At 60.7% G+C, this 16,953-nt stretch carries 16 protein-coding genes; 6 read left to right on the top strand and 10 right to left on the bottom strand.

Annotation, left to right across the window (positions count from 1 at the left end; all coding sequences use genetic code 11):
• The first annotated feature begins 62 nt into the window (after positions 1 to 62).
• Positions 63 to 1,496, top strand: a complete 1,434-nt coding sequence (locus HW452_RS04590) for a YfcC family protein (RefSeq protein WP_224104918.1) — start codon at positions 63 to 65, stop codon at positions 1,494 to 1,496.
• A 28-nt stretch (positions 1,497 to 1,524) separates the two neighbouring features.
• On the opposite strand, the gene HW452_RS04585 is transcribed toward HW452_RS04590, so the two are convergent.
• Positions 1,525 to 2,427, bottom strand: coding sequence for a LysR family transcriptional regulator (locus tag HW452_RS04585; protein ID WP_224104917.1), 903 nt, complete (start codon positions 2,425 to 2,427; stop codon positions 1,525 to 1,527).
• Between the two features lie 150 nt (positions 2,428 to 2,577).
• Between HW452_RS04585 and HW452_RS04580 the strand changes: the two genes are divergently transcribed.
• Genes HW452_RS04580 through HW452_RS04565 form a run of 4 tightly spaced genes read left to right on the top strand, consistent with a single transcriptional unit; the run spans position 2,578 to position 6,890 of the window.
• A complete protein-coding gene (locus HW452_RS04580; RefSeq protein WP_224104916.1) occupies positions 2,578 to 4,011 on the top strand; it encodes a M20 family metallopeptidase in 1,434 nt (477 codons plus the stop codon).
• The gene (gene kynA / locus HW452_RS04575; protein WP_224104915.1) at positions 4,001 to 4,831 is read left to right on the top strand and encodes a tryptophan 2,3-dioxygenase; all 831 of its coding nucleotides are present in this window, start codon (positions 4,001 to 4,003) and stop codon (positions 4,829 to 4,831) included. The genes HW452_RS04580 and kynA overlap by 11 nt, the downstream gene beginning before the upstream one ends.
• 49 nt (positions 4,832 to 4,880) lie before the next feature.
• The gene (kynU, locus tag HW452_RS04570; RefSeq protein WP_224104914.1) at positions 4,881 to 6,125 is read left to right on the top strand and encodes a kynureninase; all 1,245 of its coding nucleotides are present in this window, start codon (positions 4,881 to 4,883) and stop codon (positions 6,123 to 6,125) included.
• A gap of 9 nt (positions 6,126 to 6,134) precedes the next feature.
• Positions 6,135 to 6,890: an alpha/beta hydrolase gene (locus HW452_RS04565; RefSeq protein ID WP_224104913.1), complete on the top strand. Its 756-nt coding sequence runs from the start codon at positions 6,135 to 6,137 to the stop codon at positions 6,888 to 6,890.
• Here the strand turns inward: HW452_RS04565 and HW452_RS04560 are convergent.
• The 3 genes from HW452_RS04560 to HW452_RS04550 form a co-directional block, all read right to left on the bottom strand.
• Positions 6,881 to 7,297, bottom strand: coding sequence for a DUF2784 domain-containing protein (locus HW452_RS04560; protein WP_224104912.1), 417 nt, complete (start codon positions 7,295 to 7,297; stop codon positions 6,881 to 6,883). The two genes, HW452_RS04565 and HW452_RS04560, sit on opposite strands and share 10 nt — an antisense overlap.
• Before the next feature lie 23 nt (positions 7,298 to 7,320).
• Positions 7,321 to 7,560 carry a hypothetical protein gene (locus HW452_RS04555; protein WP_224104911.1) on the bottom strand — a complete coding sequence of 80 codons (240 nt, stop codon included), beginning with the start codon at positions 7,558 to 7,560 and terminating at the stop codon, positions 7,321 to 7,323.
• 64 nt (positions 7,561 to 7,624) lie between these two features.
• Positions 7,625 to 8,935 (bottom strand): S8 family serine peptidase, encoded by a 1,311-nt coding sequence (locus HW452_RS04550; protein WP_224104910.1) that lies wholly within the window; start codon positions 8,933 to 8,935, stop codon positions 7,625 to 7,627.
• Between the two features lie 365 nt (positions 8,936 to 9,300).
• On the opposite strand from HW452_RS04550, the gene HW452_RS04545 reads away from it, so the two are divergent.
• Positions 9,301 to 10,611 carry a methyl-accepting chemotaxis protein gene (locus tag HW452_RS04545; protein WP_224104909.1) on the top strand — a complete coding sequence of 437 codons (1,311 nt, stop codon included), beginning with the start codon at positions 9,301 to 9,303 and terminating at the stop codon, positions 10,609 to 10,611.
• 154 nt (positions 10,612 to 10,765) lie between these two features.
• Here the strand turns inward: HW452_RS04545 and HW452_RS04540 are convergent, their stop codons facing one another.
• The 6 genes from HW452_RS04540 to HW452_RS04515 all read right to left on the bottom strand — a co-directional run bounded on the left by HW452_RS04540 (position 10,766) and on the right by HW452_RS04515 (position 16,952).
• Positions 10,766 to 11,479, bottom strand: a complete 714-nt coding sequence (locus HW452_RS04540; RefSeq protein ID WP_224104908.1) for a hypothetical protein — start codon at positions 11,477 to 11,479, stop codon at positions 10,766 to 10,768.
• Between the two features lie 221 nt (positions 11,480 to 11,700).
• Positions 11,701 to 12,327 (bottom strand): glutathione S-transferase family protein, encoded by a 627-nt coding sequence (locus HW452_RS04535; protein WP_224104907.1) that lies wholly within the window; start codon positions 12,325 to 12,327, stop codon positions 11,701 to 11,703.
• 135 nt (positions 12,328 to 12,462) lie between these two features.
• Positions 12,463 to 13,362 (bottom strand): 3-hydroxyisobutyrate dehydrogenase, encoded by a 900-nt coding sequence (mmsB, locus tag HW452_RS04530; RefSeq protein WP_224104906.1) that lies wholly within the window; start codon positions 13,360 to 13,362, stop codon positions 12,463 to 12,465.
• 31 nt (positions 13,363 to 13,393) lie between these two features.
• Positions 13,394 to 14,515, bottom strand: a complete 1,122-nt coding sequence (locus HW452_RS04525) for an enoyl-CoA hydratase/isomerase family protein (RefSeq protein WP_224104905.1) — start codon at positions 14,513 to 14,515, stop codon at positions 13,394 to 13,396.
• A gap of 70 nt (positions 14,516 to 14,585) precedes the next feature.
• On the bottom strand, positions 14,586 to 15,740 hold the full coding sequence (locus HW452_RS04520) for an acyl-CoA dehydrogenase family protein (protein WP_224104904.1): 1,155 nt from the start codon (positions 15,738 to 15,740) through the stop codon (positions 14,586 to 14,588).
• Positions 15,741 to 15,959: 219 nt separating this feature from the next.
• A complete protein-coding gene (locus tag HW452_RS04515) occupies positions 15,960 to 16,952 on the bottom strand; it encodes a branched-chain amino acid ABC transporter permease (protein ID WP_224104903.1) in 993 nt (330 codons plus the stop codon).
• Between the last annotated feature and the right edge of the window lies 1 nt (position 16,953).

Here is a 16,953-nt window from a genome sequence, read left to right as displayed (position 1 = left end):
CACGCTTCTCTACGCCTGCTTTACCCATTAAAACGATAATCCCCTGAAAGTGGAGACTCTTCATGCCCCTAAAGACTACCCCCGGTGAGGCAGGCGCCATGGCGCCCCGAAAGAAAAAGCTGCCCATGCCGGATGTTTTCATCATCCTGTTCGGTTTCATGGTGCTGGTTCTGCTGGCGTCGTACCTTATTCCGGCGGGCACCTACGAGCGCAGTACCGCCAATGGCCTTACCCAAGTGGCCACGGACAGCTTTCGCTATATCGAGGCCGCGCCGCTTGACCTGATGGATCTGTTCACCGCTATCCATAACGGACTGGTGGCCGCCTCGACGCTGATCTTTCTCATTCTGATCGTGGGTGGCGTGTTGAAGGTCATCGAGTCGACCGGCGCGATCAGCGCCGGTATCTACCGCCTGCTCAACCTGGCAAAAGGCCGTCAGAACCTGCTGATCTTCATCTACTGCGCTACCTTCGCAACGCTTGCCTCGGTGGGCGTGGGCGCCAATCTGGCCATCGCCTTCATTCCTATCGGCTTGATTCTAGCCCGCTCGATGAAGCTTGACCCGGTCGTTGGCGTCGGGATCATTTTCCTGGGCTCCTACGCCGGTTTTGGCGCCGGGGTATTCGACCCCACCGTGACCGTTACGGGGCAAACCATCGCCGAGCTTCCGCTGTTTTCGGGTTTCCTCTACCGCGGGGCGATCTTTGTGGTCTTTCTGGCGATTACTGCCGCCTATATCTGCCGCTACGCCAAACGTATCAAGCACAACCCTAACTTGAGCGTGATGGGCGTCGAGGCGTTCGCAAGCGCAGGTCAGAATGGCCAGCCGGACGTTTATCCCAGCTTTACCTTGACTCACAAGCTGGTGCTGGCTCTGTTCCCCCTGGCTATCGGTTTTTTCCTCTTCGGCGCCTTCGACCGGGACTGGGGCATTCCCGAGCTTTCAGCCACCTTCCTGATACTCGGAATCGTCACGGCGTTCATCGGGCGGATTTCACCCAACGACTTTATCAAACGTCTGATGAGCGGCGCAGGTGAAGTGATGTACGGCGCCCTGGTGGTCGGCGTGGCGGCGGCGGTCATCGTGCTGCTGAGGCAGGCCCAGCTTATCGACACCCTGGTGCACAGCGTGGCCACGTCACTGGATGGCTACGGCAAGATCGTCGCGATGGAGCTTCTCTACGTGTTCAACCTGATCTTCAACGGGCTGATCACCTCCGGCACCGGTCAGGCGGCCATCGTCATGCCCATCATGGTACCCATTGGCGATATGCTTGACGTTACCCGCCAGGCAACGTTCATTACCTTCAAGCTGGGTGATGCGGTCACCAACATCATCACGCCGCTTTCCGGTACGCTGATGGCCTGCCTTGCCATCGCGCGCATCTCCTACGTCGAATGGTTCAAGTTTGTACTACCCCTGGTCGCGATCTGGGTCGTGACCGGCGGTGTGTTCGTGGCGGTGGCCGTGGGCATCAACTACGGTCCCTTCTGATATTCATGCAGCTCAGGGGCGGCATGTTTTATAGGCAGGCCGCCTTCAGCCGCGTTTCGAGAAAGGTTAAAAAAGCGTCGATATGCGCAGGCATATGACGCTCGGCCATGACCTGCACCTGCAGACTTCGAAGCGCCAGCTGCGGCTCCTTGAGCAGCTTGAAGACCAGGCCTTCGCTTTCGGTCTTGCCGCTCACCGCCACGGCGCTGCACAGGCCGACCATGTTCGGGTGTTCGCTTACCATGGTGTAGGTGGCCCCGAGCGAATCACACACGAAGCTCGGCTGCACCTTGACCCCGGCCAGACTGCACGCCACGTCGAACAGATAGCGCACGGTCGAGCCGTTGAGCGACATGGTCACGGGATACTGGCTCAGCGCTTTTACCGACAGGTTATCGCGTTCGGCCAGGGGGTGCTGGCGGGACATCAGCGCACCAATTGCCGCGCTGTGGCTTGATACAACCTGGATGCCGATATCCGGCGATAGGCTGAATGTCAGGGCAATGTCCACCGCCCCCTCTTGCACAAGCTTCGATGCACGCACGGAGTCGACCACCTGCAGATCGAACCGGGTATCCGGGTATTCGAGAATGAACGCCGACATCACGCTGGGTAGAAAGTGCCAGGCCATGCCATCCGGGCAGGCCACATTGATTCTTTTCTGCTGGCGAGTGGTGACCTCCTTCATCTGGGTGATCACGCTCTCCACTTCCAGCTGGTTACGCAGTGCATAGGCCTGGAGCAGCCTGCCCGCCTCGGTCAACTGCATGCCACGAGGCTGGCGTTCGAATAGCTTGAGGTGCAGGCGCTGCTCCAGGTTGGTGATCTGGCGACTCACCGCCGAGACGGCGACGTGCAGCTCTTCTGCAGCAGCGGAGAGCGAGCCGGTTTTCGCCACACTATGAAAATAACGCAAGTTGAGTTCCAGCATATCGCCTCCGAGGATGGGTAACCTCGCCTTTCCAGAATTAGAAAGAATACTTGAAATATTAATGATGGTCGCAAGGCACGGCAAGATTTAGGCTCAAGGTCAACGGTTACCCGCACCGCTTTTCTGCAAGGACAACGACAAGGGCAGTTTATGGATCAATCACTTTCAGGCCGCCAGCGCGCGCTCCAGCTTGCCACTGACACTCTGACGGATGGCACCTTTTACGCCACTCTGGCGCGCCGGGTGGCCATGCAGACGGTCAGCCAGGACCCCGCTCGCCAATCCATCCTGCACGATTATCTCACCCGGGAAATGGTGCCGCTTCTGAGTCGGCTGGGGTTTGGCTGCGATATCATCGATAACCCCTTGCCCGGCCGCCCGCCCCTGTTGATCGGCCAGCGCATCGAAGACCCGGCCCTTGCAACGCTACTGCTGTACGGTCATGGCGATGTGACCGATGGCCAGGAAGAAACCTGGGGCGACGGCATCGACCCCTGGGCACTGACCTTTGTCGACGACCGTATCTACGGGCGCGGCACCGCGGATAACAAGGGCCAGCACAGCGTCAATCTGGCTGCGCTCGAAGCGGTGATAAAGGCACGTGAGGGCAGACTGGGCTACAACGTCAAGATTCTGTTCGAGATGAGCGAAGAGATCGGCTCACCAGGGCTCGAAGAGGTCTGCCGCACCTATCAGGAAACGCTGGCGGCGGATCTGTTTCTCGCTTCCGACGGCCCGCGTATTCGTGCGGACATGCCCACCCTGTTTCTGGGCTCGCGCGGTGTGGTGCAGTTCAAGCTCTCCCTCAACCCAGGCAACGGTGGGCGCCACTCGGGCAACTGGGGCGGGGTCATTACCAATCCGGCGGTGGTGCTGTGCAACGCCATCGCGACGCTGCTCTCGAGCGAGGGCTGCATTCAGGTCGATTTCCTCCGCGCGCCGGTCATGACCGAGGCGTTGTCTCGGTTGATTCGTGATCTTCCGGTCGGCGGCGGAAGCACCGACCCTGCCATCAATCCCGACTGGGGCGAAAAGGCACTGACCAACGGCGAGCGCCTGTACGGTGCCAATACCCTGGAAGTGCTGGGCATGAGCGCGGGCCGTACGGACAAGCCGGTCGGCGCAATTCCCGCCAGTGCCGAGGCCATCATGCAACTGCGCTTCGTGAAAGGCACCGACTGGCAGGCGGTGGAAGAGAACCTGCGCGCGCATTTGGATGCCCACGGCTTCGACGCCATCGAACTCGACATGCTTGGCGGTTACGCCGCTACCCGGCTGGACCCCGGCCATCCCTGGGTCGGTTTCGTGGCGCAGTCGGCCCAGCAGAGCCTGGGGGAACCCGCACATATCCTGCCCAATCTAGGCGGCACCATTCCCAACCACTGCTTTTCCGATGCGTTGAATCTTCCCACGGTATGGCTGCCCCACTCCTACCCCTCCTGCAACCAGCACGCGCCTGACGAGCACCTGCTGGAAAGCATTCTCGAGCAGGGGTTAAAGATGGCCGCTGGGGTATTCTGGGACCTGGGCGAACTTGAGGCACACACTCACCTTTCTAAAGGCGCAGACCACCATGACCACTAAAAACAGCGTCGATAACGAAGCCATCCATTGGGACCAGGACATCAGCTACGGCCAATACCTGGACCTCGAGCCCTTGCTGGCCTGCCAGAACCCGGCATCAAGCGAGCACGATGAACTGCTGTTCATCGTCATTCACCAGGTCTCCGAGCTCTGGATCAAGCTCTGCCTGCACGAAGCCCACGGAGCGGCACAACATATCCAGAACGACAACCTCTCCCCGGCGTTCAAGATGCTAAGCCGGGTATCGCGCATTCAGGAACAGCTGATCAAGGCCTGGGAAGTACTGGTCACCATGACCCCGGCAGACTACGCGAGCTTTCGCGATAGCCTGGGCCAGAGTTCGGGCTTTCAGTCCTACCAGTACCGTGAAATCGAATTTCTGCTGGGCAACAAGAACGCCAAGCTGATCGAGGCCCACCGCGCCAAGCCCAAGCACTATCAGAAGCTACAGGAGTGTCTCAAGGCACCGAGCCTTTACGATATCGTGCTGCAGCTATTGGCCCGCCGCGGGTTCAATATTCCCGAGGATAAAGTCGAACGCGACTGGAGCATGCCCTACACCGCAAGCCCTGAGGTGGAAGCCGCCTGGACCGAGATCTACCGCAACAGCGAACAGTACTGGGATCTGTACGAACTTGCCGAGAAGCTGGTGGACGTGGAGTTCAACTTTCAGCGCTGGCGGTTCAACCACATGAAGACCGTGGAGCGCATCATCGGCTACCGGCGTGGCACTGGCGGCACGGCGGGCGTCAACTACCTGGTCAAGGCGCTGGACCTGCAGTTCTTCCCGGAGCTCTGGAGCGTGCGCACCACTATCTAGGCGGGCGGTGATACACCGCAGCGATATTCGATTTTCTGGAGTAGCGGATATGACGCAAGATTTGAACGGCATCACCCTGGAAAGCGTTCAAGAGCGCGACCAAAACGACCCCTTGGCTGGCTTCAAGGCGCACTTCTCCCTGCCGGAAGGCGTGCTGTATCTCGATGGCAACTCGCTCGGCGCCCAGCCCACCGCAGCCAGGCAGGCGGTTAACGCCACGCTGGATCAGTGGCGCGACGAGCTGATCAAGGGCTGGAACCAGGGCTGGTTCGACTCACCCGAGCGCCTGGGCAATCTACTGGCCCCGGTCATCGGCGCGGGCCAGGGTGAAGTCTGCGTGACCGACAACATCACGCTCAATATCTTCAAGCTCCTGGGCTACATCACCCAGCAGGCGCCGGTCGAGCGCCGCGCAGTGCTTTCCGAAGGCGGCAACTTCCCTACCGATGGCTACATTGCCCAGGGCTTTTGTCAGGTCAGCGGCCTTGAACACCGCTTTCTACCCGAAGGCGCCGAGCTTGCCGAACACCTGGAGGGCGTAGCGGTCGTGGTGCTCAGCCAGGTAAACTACCGCACCGGCGCACTTCGCGACATGGCCGCCACTACAAGGCTCGCCCACGACCACGGCGTCGAAGTCATCTGGGACCTCGCCCACTCCGCAGGAGCACTGCCGGTTCGTCTCAATGAAAGCGGGGCGCGCTTCGCAGTGGGCTGCACCTACAAGTACCTGAACGGTGGCCCCGGCGCACCGGCGTTTCTCTACGTTCAGCAAAACGTACAGGACGGCGGCTGGCAGCCGCTCTCCGGCTGGCACGGCCACACCGCGCCCTTCGCCTTTGATGCCGACTACGCCCCCGCCGGCGATATCTCGCGCTTTCGCACCGGCACCCACTCGGCCCTTGCCTACACCGCGCTAGAAGCCTCGCTTGCGCTGTGGAACGAGGTGGACATGCAGGGCCTGCGCGAGAAAAGCCTCGCCCTGACGGACCTGTTCCGTGCCTGCCTGAGCGATCTGTTCGATGCCCACGGCATCAAGGACATTACTCCGAGCGCCGACAAGCGCGGCAGCCAGGTATCGCTCATCGACGGTGAAAACGGCTACGCCATCGTGCAGGCATTGATTGCCCGCGGGGTGATCGGGGATTACCGCGAGCCGGGACTGATGCGCTTTGGCTTCACCCCGCTTTATCTCAGTTTCGAGGACGTGTGGCAGGCTGCCCGGCATTTCCGCGAAGTGGTGGAACGTGGTGAGTTCAAGCACCCGCAGTTTCACGTGCGCGGCGCGGTGACCTGAGATATCGCCATGACGCAAACGCCTCAGGATATCGCCTATTCGCCCAGCCGCTTCGCCCGGGATCATGAAGCCACGCTCGCCCGTCAGGCCGAAGCCGGGCGGGCCTTTGCCGAGCGCCATCCGCCGGTGTCAATCGAGGCAGGCCAAGGGCGCAAGTTCAACCTGTTCATACCCGAAGGCGAAGGCCCGTGGCCGTTGATGGTGTTCATCCACGGCGGCTACTGGCAGGCGCTGGATCACACGGCGACGGACTTTCTGGCCGAGCGTTATCTTGCCCGCGGCATGGCCTTTGCCTCGCTCGAGTACGGACTGGCCCCCGGCACATCGATAGAAATGATGATCGAGCAGTGCCAGCAGGGAGTGGCGGCAACCTGCCACGTATTGGCCGAGCACGGCGGCGAGTGGACGATTCACCTGGGCGGGCACAGTGCCGGCGCCCAGCTGGCGTACTGGGTCGCCGCCACGGGCAAGGTGCCGATAGACAAGCTGCTGCTGGTCAGCGGCGTGTTCGATCTCACACCGCTGGTAGATACCTACGTCAACCAGCCGCTAGGCCTGAGCAGCGCCCAGGCGCAGGCACTCAGTCCGCGGTTTGGCCGGCTCGACCAGCTTCCTCCCTGCCAGGTAGTGGTGGCGGAAAACGACCCACCCACGTTTCGAGAGCAGAGCCACGACTTTGTCGTGGCCCTTCGCGATGCCCAGGTGCAGGCAAGGTTTCTGGATGTACCAGGGTGTGATCACTTCGACGTGCTGGATTATCTCTGACGCTTATTCCTGCCCGGACCACCGGGCCGCACCACCCACCAGCTTGCCAGCACTAGGCTAGCAAACAATGAGTAGAGCACGATGAAGACCCACTCAGGCGCGGTGTAGTAAAGCAGGCTCTGCAGCCAGTGCTGAATGAAGGAGCCTGAATAGGTAGCGGCGCCGGCCTGCTCGCGCAGGGCCATTTCCCAGGTGGTGAGTGGACAGATGGCGCCGACCCAGGCCTGACCAACCACGTAACCAATGGCGCACAGATGAACGATGCGAAAGGTCTTGTTGCGCACCCAGCGCCACCCAAGAAAACAGCCCGCGTAGATGGCAAGCAGCCCCAGCACCACGAAGGCCACGAACAGGACGTGAACGATCAGGATGATATCAGCAAGCAGCAAGAGTGACGGCGCAGACATGAGCGTACTGGCCAGCCCGGCGCTTACCAGGTCTGACCAGAGCCGGGCGGGCCCAGGTCAATGGGCATATCCGGGGCGATATCCACCACGCCGTCGATATGTTTCAGACGCTGGGCCGTGGCGTTATCTGCTTCACCAGTAATGCAGCCGATATCTTCCAGCAGATCACAGATCGTCAGGCCTTCGGCCTTGAGTCGTGCCGCGGTCTCGGTGATCGACCGGTCGCTTGAAACGGTGATGACCCATAACTCGATCTTCTGCATCGTCTTGTCTCCAAGATAAGTGCCCTGGGCAGCCTGTAGCAGCTGCCCAGGGATTATCGGTCTATCAGGGCGCCTGTACCAGCCCCGCACCAACACGGGTTTCAGAGGAAGGCAGGCGCTGGGCGGAATCCACCAGCCGCCGCCACAGGCTCATGCCTCTGAGCGAGGCATCCGACTGCGCCCAGAGCGCGGCGCACCCTGCCACATGGGGCGTGGCCATGCTGGTGCCGCTGATCGAGCGGTAATTGACCGGACGCGGCCAGGAGGAAAGCACGTCTCGCCCCGGCGCTGCGATTTCCACCTTGCCATAGTTGGAAAAATTGGAAGGTCGCAAGTCAGGATCCAGCGACGCCACCGACATGATGGTGGGCGAGTTGGCCGGCGAGCCGGTATTGAGCCCTTCGTTGCCCGAGGCGGCAATGGCCAGACAACCATTACGCAGTGCGGCGGCTCCGGCGTTGGTAAATGCCGTCTGCACCGGGCTCTGGCCACCCAGCGACATCGAGATCACCTCGCAGCGGTTGGCGATTGCCCAGTTCATTCCCGAAAGTACACTCGCCCCCGCGCTACCGCCGGCGTTGGTGAGCACTTTGCCGATCAGAATTTGCGCTTGATGCGCCACCCCATAGCCCGGTATGCGCCCGGATGCCGTTCTCGGGCCACAGGCAGTGCCGATGCAGTGCGTGCCGTGACCGTGCAGATCCTGAACCGGCTGGCCTACGAAGGAGCGGCTCTCCATCGAGCGGCCCAGGAAATCCGGGTGCCCCAGGTCCATGCCGGAATCGAGCACAGCAACGTTGATACCTGCACCGGTCCACATGCTCTGTGGCACTCGGCATCGAGCAAGCCCCCAGGTCACCTGATCAACGCTCGCCTCGAAACGCCCTTCTTCTCTTTCGAGGTTACCCAGGTCTTCAGCGATGGTGCTGGCCGCGCGTAGAAACCCTCTCAGGTATTCGGCGCTTTCGGCAAACACGAAATACTCGGGTTCGATACACTCGATGGCCTGTTGGGCGAAGAGCTTGTCGTCCGTACGCAGCCCACGCTGCTCCAGGGCATCCCCGCCCAGCAGCGCCACCCCCAGCTCCGGGAACACCATCACCTCGGCATCTCCTGTATCTTCCAGATTGGCCGCCTGAGCGTTGAAGTCGCGCGCATCGGCGACACGAAACTGCTGATCCTTGAGAGCCTTTATTCCTTCATCCAACATGCCTTGCCGGTAGCTGACCAGATAGCGTCCGGTCTCCGAACAGTTACCGCCCCGTTCCAGCGCGGCCAACAGAAGCCGCTCCGGCCCGCAGGCGACCGAGTGGATGGGAGAGTTCGCATTAGAAGACTTACCGCCGCTACCGTTACCTTTAGGTTTCGTCGCCATGGTGATTGCCTCTTAATTGCGCTTTTGCATGTGGGCCACTTGAAAAGAGGTTCAAGTAGCCGAGGAAATAGGCTGATCAAGACTGCAAGATGCTGCCCAGCAAGATGGGGGCATGAGAACCAACCTATGGTTTCAGCCTACTGCATGACTCCGCCTGCGCCAGCAAGATCAAGTTTTTTTTAATCATTTAAAGCGAATTGTTGATTCAGGTCAGACGTAAATATCTCATCATCCAGTGTCAGCACTTCAATACCACTTCTCTATTCCAGCTATCCATTCGGATACCCACCATTTTTGAACTGGAAACCTCAAGCGCCGGTTCAGTCTGCCGATAGCTAACTGTTATCGTCGCCTGGAGCTTTCTGATGTTTCATCTTCGCCTCAACAAAGAACCCAAGCAGCAGCTTGGTGGATTGACGGCACTGCGCCAACTGCATGACCAGATGGAACGGGGCTTGCTGTCCATCACGCTGAACGCCGACTTGTGTATCTCTGCTCTCAACCAGGGCTTTGCCGATGCCCTCGGTTACCCGCGAGAGCAGCTATTGGGGCGGCCAATGTCAGAAATCGTGCCATCCTACGTCACGGAGCTACCCTGCTTTCGAGACTTCAATCAAGCCATTGCATCGTTCGCACCCATCAATGACAACTACCGTTACTTGCGTGCCGATGGCTCGCTCGTCTGGCTGAACGTCGACTGGCTTCCGATACGCGGAGCAGGCGGCAAACTCAAATGTGTGCAGGGGTACGGCCGCGATGTGACCCAGAAGGTAGAGGGGGCAACGGAGAGCAAGGCATTCATTGCCGCGCTGCTTCGCTCCACCGCCGTTATCGAGTTCAACCTCGATGGCACCATCATCACCGCCAACGAGCAGTTCCTGCAGGCCATGGGCTATCGGCTTGAACAACTAATCGGTCAGCACCACCGCATGTTCTGTACCTCGGAGCAGGCTGACTCCCCCGAATACACCGCCTTCTGGGCAAAACTGAATAGCGGCGAGTATGTGGCAGACCGTTTCCAGCGGATCGATAGCCAAGGTCGCGATGTCTGGTTGAGAGCCACCTATAACCCGGTCTACGACACCGATGGCTACTTGTGGAAGGTGGTTAAGTTTGCAAGCGTGATCACCGACCAGGTGGCTCGCGAAGCGCAGGTGCGCGAGGGCGCAAACGTGGCTTATGACGTTTCACAGCAGACGGATATCAGCGCTCAAAAGGGAGCGACGGTGGTGCAGCAGACGGTCGAAACCATGCGCCAGATAGCCTCGGAAATGCAGGTAGCTTCCAACAGCATCGAAGCGCTGGACAAGCAGTCTGTACAGATCAATGCCATCGTCAAGACCATCGGCGATATCGCGGTGCAGACCAATTTGCTGGCGATAAACGCCGCCATCGAAGCCGCCCGGGCCGGTGAACAGGGGCGCGGATTCGCGGTAGTGGCCGAGGCAGTGCGCAAGTTGGCGGCAAGCACCAGTGCCGCCACCGTGGAAATTGTAAGCGTCGTCGAGAAAAACCAGGCACTCTCGAATGACGTCATGCGTCAGATGTTCAATACCCGGGAAGAAGCCGAGCAAGGGCTGGAGCTGGCAAGTCAGGCGGGCAGCGTGATTGTCGAGATTCAGGAAGGCGCCAGGCAGGTAGTCGACGCTGTACAGCGCTTTTCCAATGACCTGTAGTTTTTCAATACACCAGTAGCAGCGAAGTGGCTGGTTGTTTCAAGCTGGTAACCGGCGACCCTTCCCTTCATTAACGAAGAGTCGCCCAGCGCATTGTGGCATTGAATACTGGCAGTAGTGTAGCTGTAATGCGCCAGCGCCAGCGCCTTCATCGTCAAGGTGTTTGCGCTGTACGGCGCATCACGTTCAGTGCCGTGATTTCAATTGAAAGCGCCTGCCGTGTCCGCTCCAGTGCCCTTACCTCTTCAACCATGGCATCGCGCTGGCTATTGGCCTCGGCAAGCCGGGCATTGGCTTCTTCGATATCAGCGTCAAGAGCCTCCAGGTCTGATTCGGCCTGGTCGCGAGCTTCTTGCGCATTTTGACGCGACTGTGCTGCGTCATCGTGGGCAGCTTGCGCCTCTTGGGCTTCGTCTTCCAACGCGGCGACATCCTCATCGAGCTTCTCAAGACGGCGCTGCCTTTCGTCTATCTGCTCATCGAGGTCCTGGATCTCTTCTTCACGAGTTTCACGCTCCCCACGTAACGCGGTCAAATCGTCTTCAGCATTGGCAATATCGGCGCGGGTTGACGCCAGCGCCGCCTCTGCCTCGGCCTGTTCGACCTCGAGAGCTTCCCTACGCTGACGCAAGGTGGCAAGGTCGAGCTCGGCGGCTTCGACTTCCGTCATCTGCGCTTGAATCTGTTGATGCTCGCGCTCCGTATCGGCCAGGCGCGCCTCGAGTGCCTCAATATCGTCTTGTCGCGAGCTTGCAATGATATGCGCCACCACGGCCCAGGCCACCGCAACCAGTACGAGAACCAGAAGGACTCTTACCCGGTTATCGCTCAAGAATCCTGCCGATGATGATGTATGTGTCCCTGTCATTGATGCATCCCCTTTCACTCGAGCGATCGCTCATTATCGTTGCCGCCGGTTGTACGTCGGTGGCCTTTCATCTGACCTATTGTAAATATGGAGGAAAGTTTCTGTTTCGGCCAGGCAGGATCTTTCAGCCTCTGGGCAGCCAGACGTGGGTGCCACGCGGTGCGCGTTACCGCGTGCTACGCGTTTGTATCTGCCTTCAGGTTCTTGGCATATCAACAAGATCAGGTGACGGGGATCATTACCACGTTCTGGAACGCGGGGCGTTCGGTCAATTGCTGGTACCAGCGCTCCAGGTGGGGACGGGGCTGCCAGGTCAGGCCGATGTTCCAGAGGTTGTAGATGAAAGGGGCAACGGCGATATCGCCAAGGCCAAAGGCATCGCCGGAGAAGTAGGTTTGCTTGGCGAGGGTTCCATCCAAAAGCGCAAAGAGCTTCTCGCAGGCTTGCATGCCGGCATCGATGGCGGCGGTATCGCGCTCGGCCTCCGGGGTTCTGACGTAGCCCATCAGAATCACGCGGTGCGCGGGTGAAAGCGTGCTGTTGGCCCAGTCCATCCACTTTTCCGCCTGGGCGCGCCTGGCGGGCGCTTCAATCCACAGTTTGCCTTCACCGTACTGCGCGGCCAGATAACGGATGATGGTGTTGGATTCCCACAGCAGGGTCTCGAAAGCATCATCCTTTAAAAGCGGCACCAGGCCGTTGGGGTTCATGGCCTTGTATTCCGGCGTGTTGTTCACACCGTGCTGAAGACCCGCCTGAATCTGCTCGAACGGCAGCTCGAGCTCCTCCAGTACCCACAGCACCTTCTTGACGTTGGTAGAGTTGTTGCGGCCCCAAAGCGTGATCATGGCAATCCTTGTTTTGGTGGTGACAGAGCCCTGGATGACAGCGCCCTGAATGAGAGAGTCCTGGATGAGAGCGCCCTGAGTGTGCCTTGGGCATGACTGGGTGGCAAGGCGACCTTCGGGTGCCGCACGTCGGTGCTACTGCCCCTTCTTCCCCTGATAGAACGTCATCAGGCTGGAGAAATCCAGCCGGCCGTGGCCCTCTGCCTTGTGCAGGGTAAACAGCGCCCGGGCGGCGGACCCCATGGGCACGGCCGCGGCGCTTTGCTGGCTGATATCCATGGCAAGCCCCAGGTCCTTGATCATCAGGTCGGTCAGAAAGCCGCCCTGGTAGCCCTTCGAGGCCGGGGCGTTTTCCATCACGCCGGGATACGGATTGTAGACGTTGAGCGCCCAGTTACCGCCGGAGCTCTGCTTCATGATGTCGGACAGCACCGCAGGATCCAGGCCGTTTTTCACCCCCATGTTGAGCGCCTCGCAGGTACCCGCCATCAAAATCGCGAGCAGCATGTTGTTGCAGGCCTTGGCTACCTGCCCGGCGCCGTGATCACCGGCGTGGAAGATGTTCTTGCCCATCACCTCGAGCAGTGGCCGGGCCTGCTCGAACTGTTCCACACTTCCACCCACGATAAACGTCAAGGTGCCCGCCTGGGCGCCGCCTACCCCGCCGGATACCGGCGCATCGATGAACCCGATGCCCTTTTCCGCCCCGACGGCGGCTACGCTGCGCGCGGTATCAGCGTCGATGGTGGAGGAGTCGATGACCAGCGCGCCCTTCTTGATCACTTCGAACAGCGGCGTCTCGCCATCCACGAACAGCCCGCGCACCTGCTGGCCGGCGGGCAGCATGGAAATGATGACATCCGCCTCCTTGGCCGCATCAACCGCCGAGGCGGCGACTTCGCAGCCGTGGGATTCAGCGGCGTCCAGTGCATCCTGGGAGAGATCGAAGGCGCGCACGTTGAAGCCGGCGCTGGAGAGGTTGGCGGCCATGGGGCCGCCCATGTTGCCCAGGCCAATGAAGGCGATCGTGGTCATGATATTGTCCTTGTTATATGAAGATGATGGGTCATTCGCCCAGGTTGGCGAGCGGACTCTGCTCCCAGGGCGAGGTCAGTAGTTCGTCGATGAAACCCTGCTCTACGGAGGCCACGTCCGGGTAGGCCCAGGCGGGGCTGGCGTCCTTGTCGACCAGCAGCGCGCGCACGCCTTCAGGAAATTCCCGGTGGCGGCAACACTGCACGGAAAGTGCAAGCTCCGCGCGGAACACCTCGGCAAGCGACATGTACCTGGCACGCTTGAGCTGCTCATCGATCAGCGTAATGGAGACCGGGCTGCCGTGGGCCAGGGTTTTCTGGGCGCGAGCGAACCAGCTGTCATCGCTTTCCACCGCCAGCACGGCGGCCACGGTCTGCTCGGTGGTGTCGTGATCCATCAACTCGCGAATCAGCGGTGTGGCGTTGAGCACCGGGGTATCGAGTTCGGCAAAGCGGCTTTTTGACGCCTGTTCCAGCTCGCGCAGCGTACGGTTGACCACGCCGTGAGCGTCGATGGTGCCGCTCTCCTGCCAGCGGGCCTGGGTGAGCGAGTGCATCAACGCCTCACGCTGGCTGCTTTCGATGCAGCGGTCTGCCAGACCCAGGTGCACCGCATCCAGCGCGTTCACCGGGCTGCCGGTCATGGCCAGAAAACGCCCGGTGCCCACGGGCAGACGGTTCAGAAACCAGCTGGCGCCTACATCCGGATAGAGGCCGATGGTGACCTCCGGCATGGCCAGGCGCGAGGTTTCCGTCACCACGCGGTGGCTGCAGGCGCTGAGCAGCCCCATGCCGCCGCCCATCACGATGCCGCTGCCCCAGCAGATGATGGGCTTGGAGTAGGTGTGCAGCTCGAAATCCAGACGGTACTCGTGAGTGAAGAAGCGCTCGGGGAAATCCGGGTCGTTTTGTTCACCGGTGATCGATTTATACAGGCTGACCACGTCGCCGCCGGCGCAGAAGGCCTTTTCACCGGCACTGTCCAGCACCACGGCCACGATGCGCGTATCCTCCTGCCACGCCTTTAACTGTGGGCGAATCGCATCGATCATTGCAAGCGTCAGGGCGTTGAGCGAACGCTCGGCGTTGAGGACGATTTCGCCGATGGTGTGGCCGTCGCCGGTGGCGTGCTCGTTGAACAGTACGCTACTCATGCAGGCATCCTTGTGATAGAAAAATCTGGCAAGAAGAGTCCAGTGCTCGTTTTCTAAAGCGCTGCGTTCACTATAGCTCGCCGGCGCCTTCGGCCAACACCCGGCGGGAGATGATCAGGCGCATGATCTCGTTGGTACCTTCCAGAATACGGTGCACTCGGGTATCACGCACGTAGCGCTCCATGGGGTACTCCTTGATATAGCCGTTGCCGCCGTAAAGCTGCAGCGCTTCGTCGCACACCTTGAAGCCGACATCGGTGGCGAAGCGCTTGGCCATGGCGCAGTAGGTGGTGGCGTCCGCATGGCCGGCGTCCAGCTTGGTGGCGGCCATGCGCACCAGTTGGCGGGCGGCGACCAGCTCCGTGACCATATCCGCCAGGCGGAACTGCAGCGCCTGAAACTCCGCCAGGCGCTTGCCGAACTGCTTGCGCTCCTGCATGTACTCACAGGCCTTGTTGATCGCCTGTTGGGCGGTGCCGATGGAGCAGGTGGCGATATTGATGCGCCCGCCGTCGAGGCCTTTCATGGCGATCTTGAAGCCGTCGCCCTCCTTGCCCAGCAGGTGGCTTTCGGGAACGCGCACGTCTTCAAAGGTCACCATGCGCGTGGGCTGGCTGTTCCAGCCCATCTTCTCCTCCTTGCGCCCATAGCTGATGCCTTCCGCCTTCGCATCCACGGCAAACGCCGAGACGCCGCCTGCACCCTCGCCGCCGGTGCGCGCCATCACCACCAGAAAATCGGTGCTGCCCGCGCCTGAAATGAACATCTTACTGCCGTTGAGCAGGTAGTCGTCACCGTCGCGCTTGGCGGTGGTTTTCAATGAGGCGGCATCCGAGCCCGCGCCGGGTTCGGTCAGGCAGTAGGAACCCAACAGCTCGCCGGTCGCAAGCCGGGCGCCCCACTGCTCGACGGCTTCTGGGGTGCCGAAATCCGCGAGCATCCAGGTCACCATGTTGTGAATGGTGAGGTACGCCGTCGTGGAGGTGCAGCCCATGGAGAGCTGCTCGAAGATGATGCTGGCATCCAACCGCGATAGCCCCAGCCCGCCCACGCTCTCCGGGGCGTAGAGCGAGCAGAATCCCAGTTCGCCTGCCCTCTTGATCACGTCCACCGGGAAGATGGCCTCGGCATCCCATCGGGCAGCGTGGGGTGCAAGCTCGTTCTGGGCGAATGCTCTGGCCATATCGGCGTAGGCGACCTGGTCTTCACTCAGCTCGAAGTTCATGGCGAATCTCCATCCAAAGCCGTCGCTGTGCCGCTGGCTGACGAGAGGCGCGAGGCTTTTGTGTTGTCATTATTGAAGGGTCAAGGCTAATTGACGTTTACGTTAACTTATCGCCTAAAGCGTTACCGCGCAACGGCGTACCCCCTCTACCTTGGGCGTAGGCGTAGGCCGTCGACATAAAAAAGGCGCCCTGAGGCGCCCAACACCGAAACAGGCGGCTTACTTGAAGTTCTTGCGGTAGATGGCCCCCAGCTCGCCGATGATGCCGCTTCGAAAGCTCAAGACACACACCACGAAGATGGCGCCAAGAATCACGCTGACCCAGTTGCCCAGCGGCGACTGTGCCAGCAGATGCTGAAGGCTGACCACCAGCCCCGCGCCCATCAACGGGCCCAGCAGCGTGCCCACCCCGCCCAGCAGCGTCATCAGGATCACCTCGCCGGACATGTGCCAGTGCGCGTCCGTCAAGGATGCCAGCTGGAACACCACGGTCTTGGTGGAGCCCGCAAGCCCTGCAAGCCCCGCCGAGATCACGAAGGCCACCAGCTTGTAGGCGTCGACGTTGTAGCCAAGCGAAATCGCCCGCGGCTCGTTTTCGCGAATGGCTTTCAGCACCTGACCGAAGGGGGAATGCACGGTGCGCTGAATCAGCGCGTAGCCGAGCAGAAAGATCACGAACACGAAGTAGTACATCGCCAGGTTGCTGCGCAGGCTGATCACCCCGAACAGCTCGCCCCGGGGCACGCCGTGCAGCCCGTCCTCCCCGCCGGTGAACGGCGCCTGGATGAACACGAAGAACATCAGCTGCGCCAGCGCCAGCGTCACCATGGCAAAATAGATGCCCTGGCGGCGAATGGAGAGCACGCCAAACAGCACGCCTAAAAGGGTGGCCATCAGCGTACCGGCCAGAATGCCCAGCTCCGGCGTAAGCCCCGGGTAGCTTGCCAGCAGATAGCCCGTGGCGTAGCCGCCGGTGGCCAGAAACGCGGCGTGGCCAAAGGACAAGAGCCCGGCATAGCCCAGCAGCAGGTTGAAGGCGCAGGCGAACAGCGCAAAGCAGAGTATCTTCATCAAAAACACGGGGTAGGCGATAAAGGGCGCGACCAGCCCCACCCCGATCAGCGCGATATAGAAGGCATTACGGCGCAGGTTCGCCCGGCGCTGGCGTTGGGCCACGGCGGTTGGCGCCTTGAGCAGGGTTGATGCGGGCATG

The organism is Vreelandella aquamarina, from assembly GCF_020075495.1.
GTDB classification, from domain to species: domain Bacteria; phylum Pseudomonadota; class Gammaproteobacteria; order Pseudomonadales; family Halomonadaceae; genus Vreelandella; species Vreelandella aquamarina_A.
This window is presented reverse-complemented; position numbering and strand designations above follow the sequence as displayed.

Bases quoted from the DNA above. Each gene is read 5' to 3' on its own strand.
- HW452_RS04590 (WP_224104918.1), top strand. From the start codon at position 63: ATGCCCCTAAAGACTACCCCCGGTGAGGCAGGCGCCATGGCGCCCCGA.
- HW452_RS04585 (WP_224104917.1), bottom strand. From the start codon at position 2,427: ATGCTGGAACTCAACTTGCGTTATTTTCATAGTGTGGCGAAAACCGGC.
- HW452_RS04580 (WP_224104916.1), top strand. From the start codon at position 2,578: ATGGATCAATCACTTTCAGGCCGCCAGCGCGCGCTCCAGCTTGCCACT.
- kynA (WP_224104915.1), top strand. From the start codon at position 4,001: ATGACCACTAAAAACAGCGTCGATAACGAAGCCATCCATTGGGACCAG.
- kynU (WP_224104914.1), top strand. From the start codon at position 4,881: ATGACGCAAGATTTGAACGGCATCACCCTGGAAAGCGTTCAAGAGCGC.
- HW452_RS04565 (WP_224104913.1), top strand. From the start codon at position 6,135: ATGACGCAAACGCCTCAGGATATCGCCTATTCGCCCAGCCGCTTCGCC.
- HW452_RS04560 (WP_224104912.1), bottom strand. From the start codon at position 7,297: ATGTCTGCGCCGTCACTCTTGCTGCTTGCTGATATCATCCTGATCGTT.
- HW452_RS04555 (WP_224104911.1), bottom strand. From the start codon at position 7,560: ATGCAGAAGATCGAGTTATGGGTCATCACCGTTTCAAGCGACCGGTCG.
- HW452_RS04550 (WP_224104910.1), bottom strand. From the start codon at position 8,935: ATGGCGACGAAACCTAAAGGTAACGGTAGCGGCGGTAAGTCTTCTAAT.
- HW452_RS04545 (WP_224104909.1), top strand. From the start codon at position 9,301: ATGTTTCATCTTCGCCTCAACAAAGAACCCAAGCAGCAGCTTGGTGGA.
- HW452_RS04540 (WP_224104908.1), bottom strand. From the start codon at position 11,479: ATGACAGGGACACATACATCATCATCGGCAGGATTCTTGAGCGATAAC.
- HW452_RS04535 (WP_224104907.1), bottom strand. From the start codon at position 12,327: ATGATCACGCTTTGGGGCCGCAACAACTCTACCAACGTCAAGAAGGTG.
- mmsB (WP_224104906.1), bottom strand. From the start codon at position 13,362: ATGACCACGATCGCCTTCATTGGCCTGGGCAACATGGGCGGCCCCATG.
- HW452_RS04525 (WP_224104905.1), bottom strand. From the start codon at position 14,515: ATGAGTAGCGTACTGTTCAACGAGCACGCCACCGGCGACGGCCACACC.
- HW452_RS04520 (WP_224104904.1), bottom strand. From the start codon at position 15,740: ATGAACTTCGAGCTGAGTGAAGACCAGGTCGCCTACGCCGATATGGCC.
- HW452_RS04515 (WP_224104903.1), bottom strand. From the start codon at position 16,952: ATGCCCGCATCAACCCTGCTCAAGGCGCCAACCGCCGTGGCCCAACGC.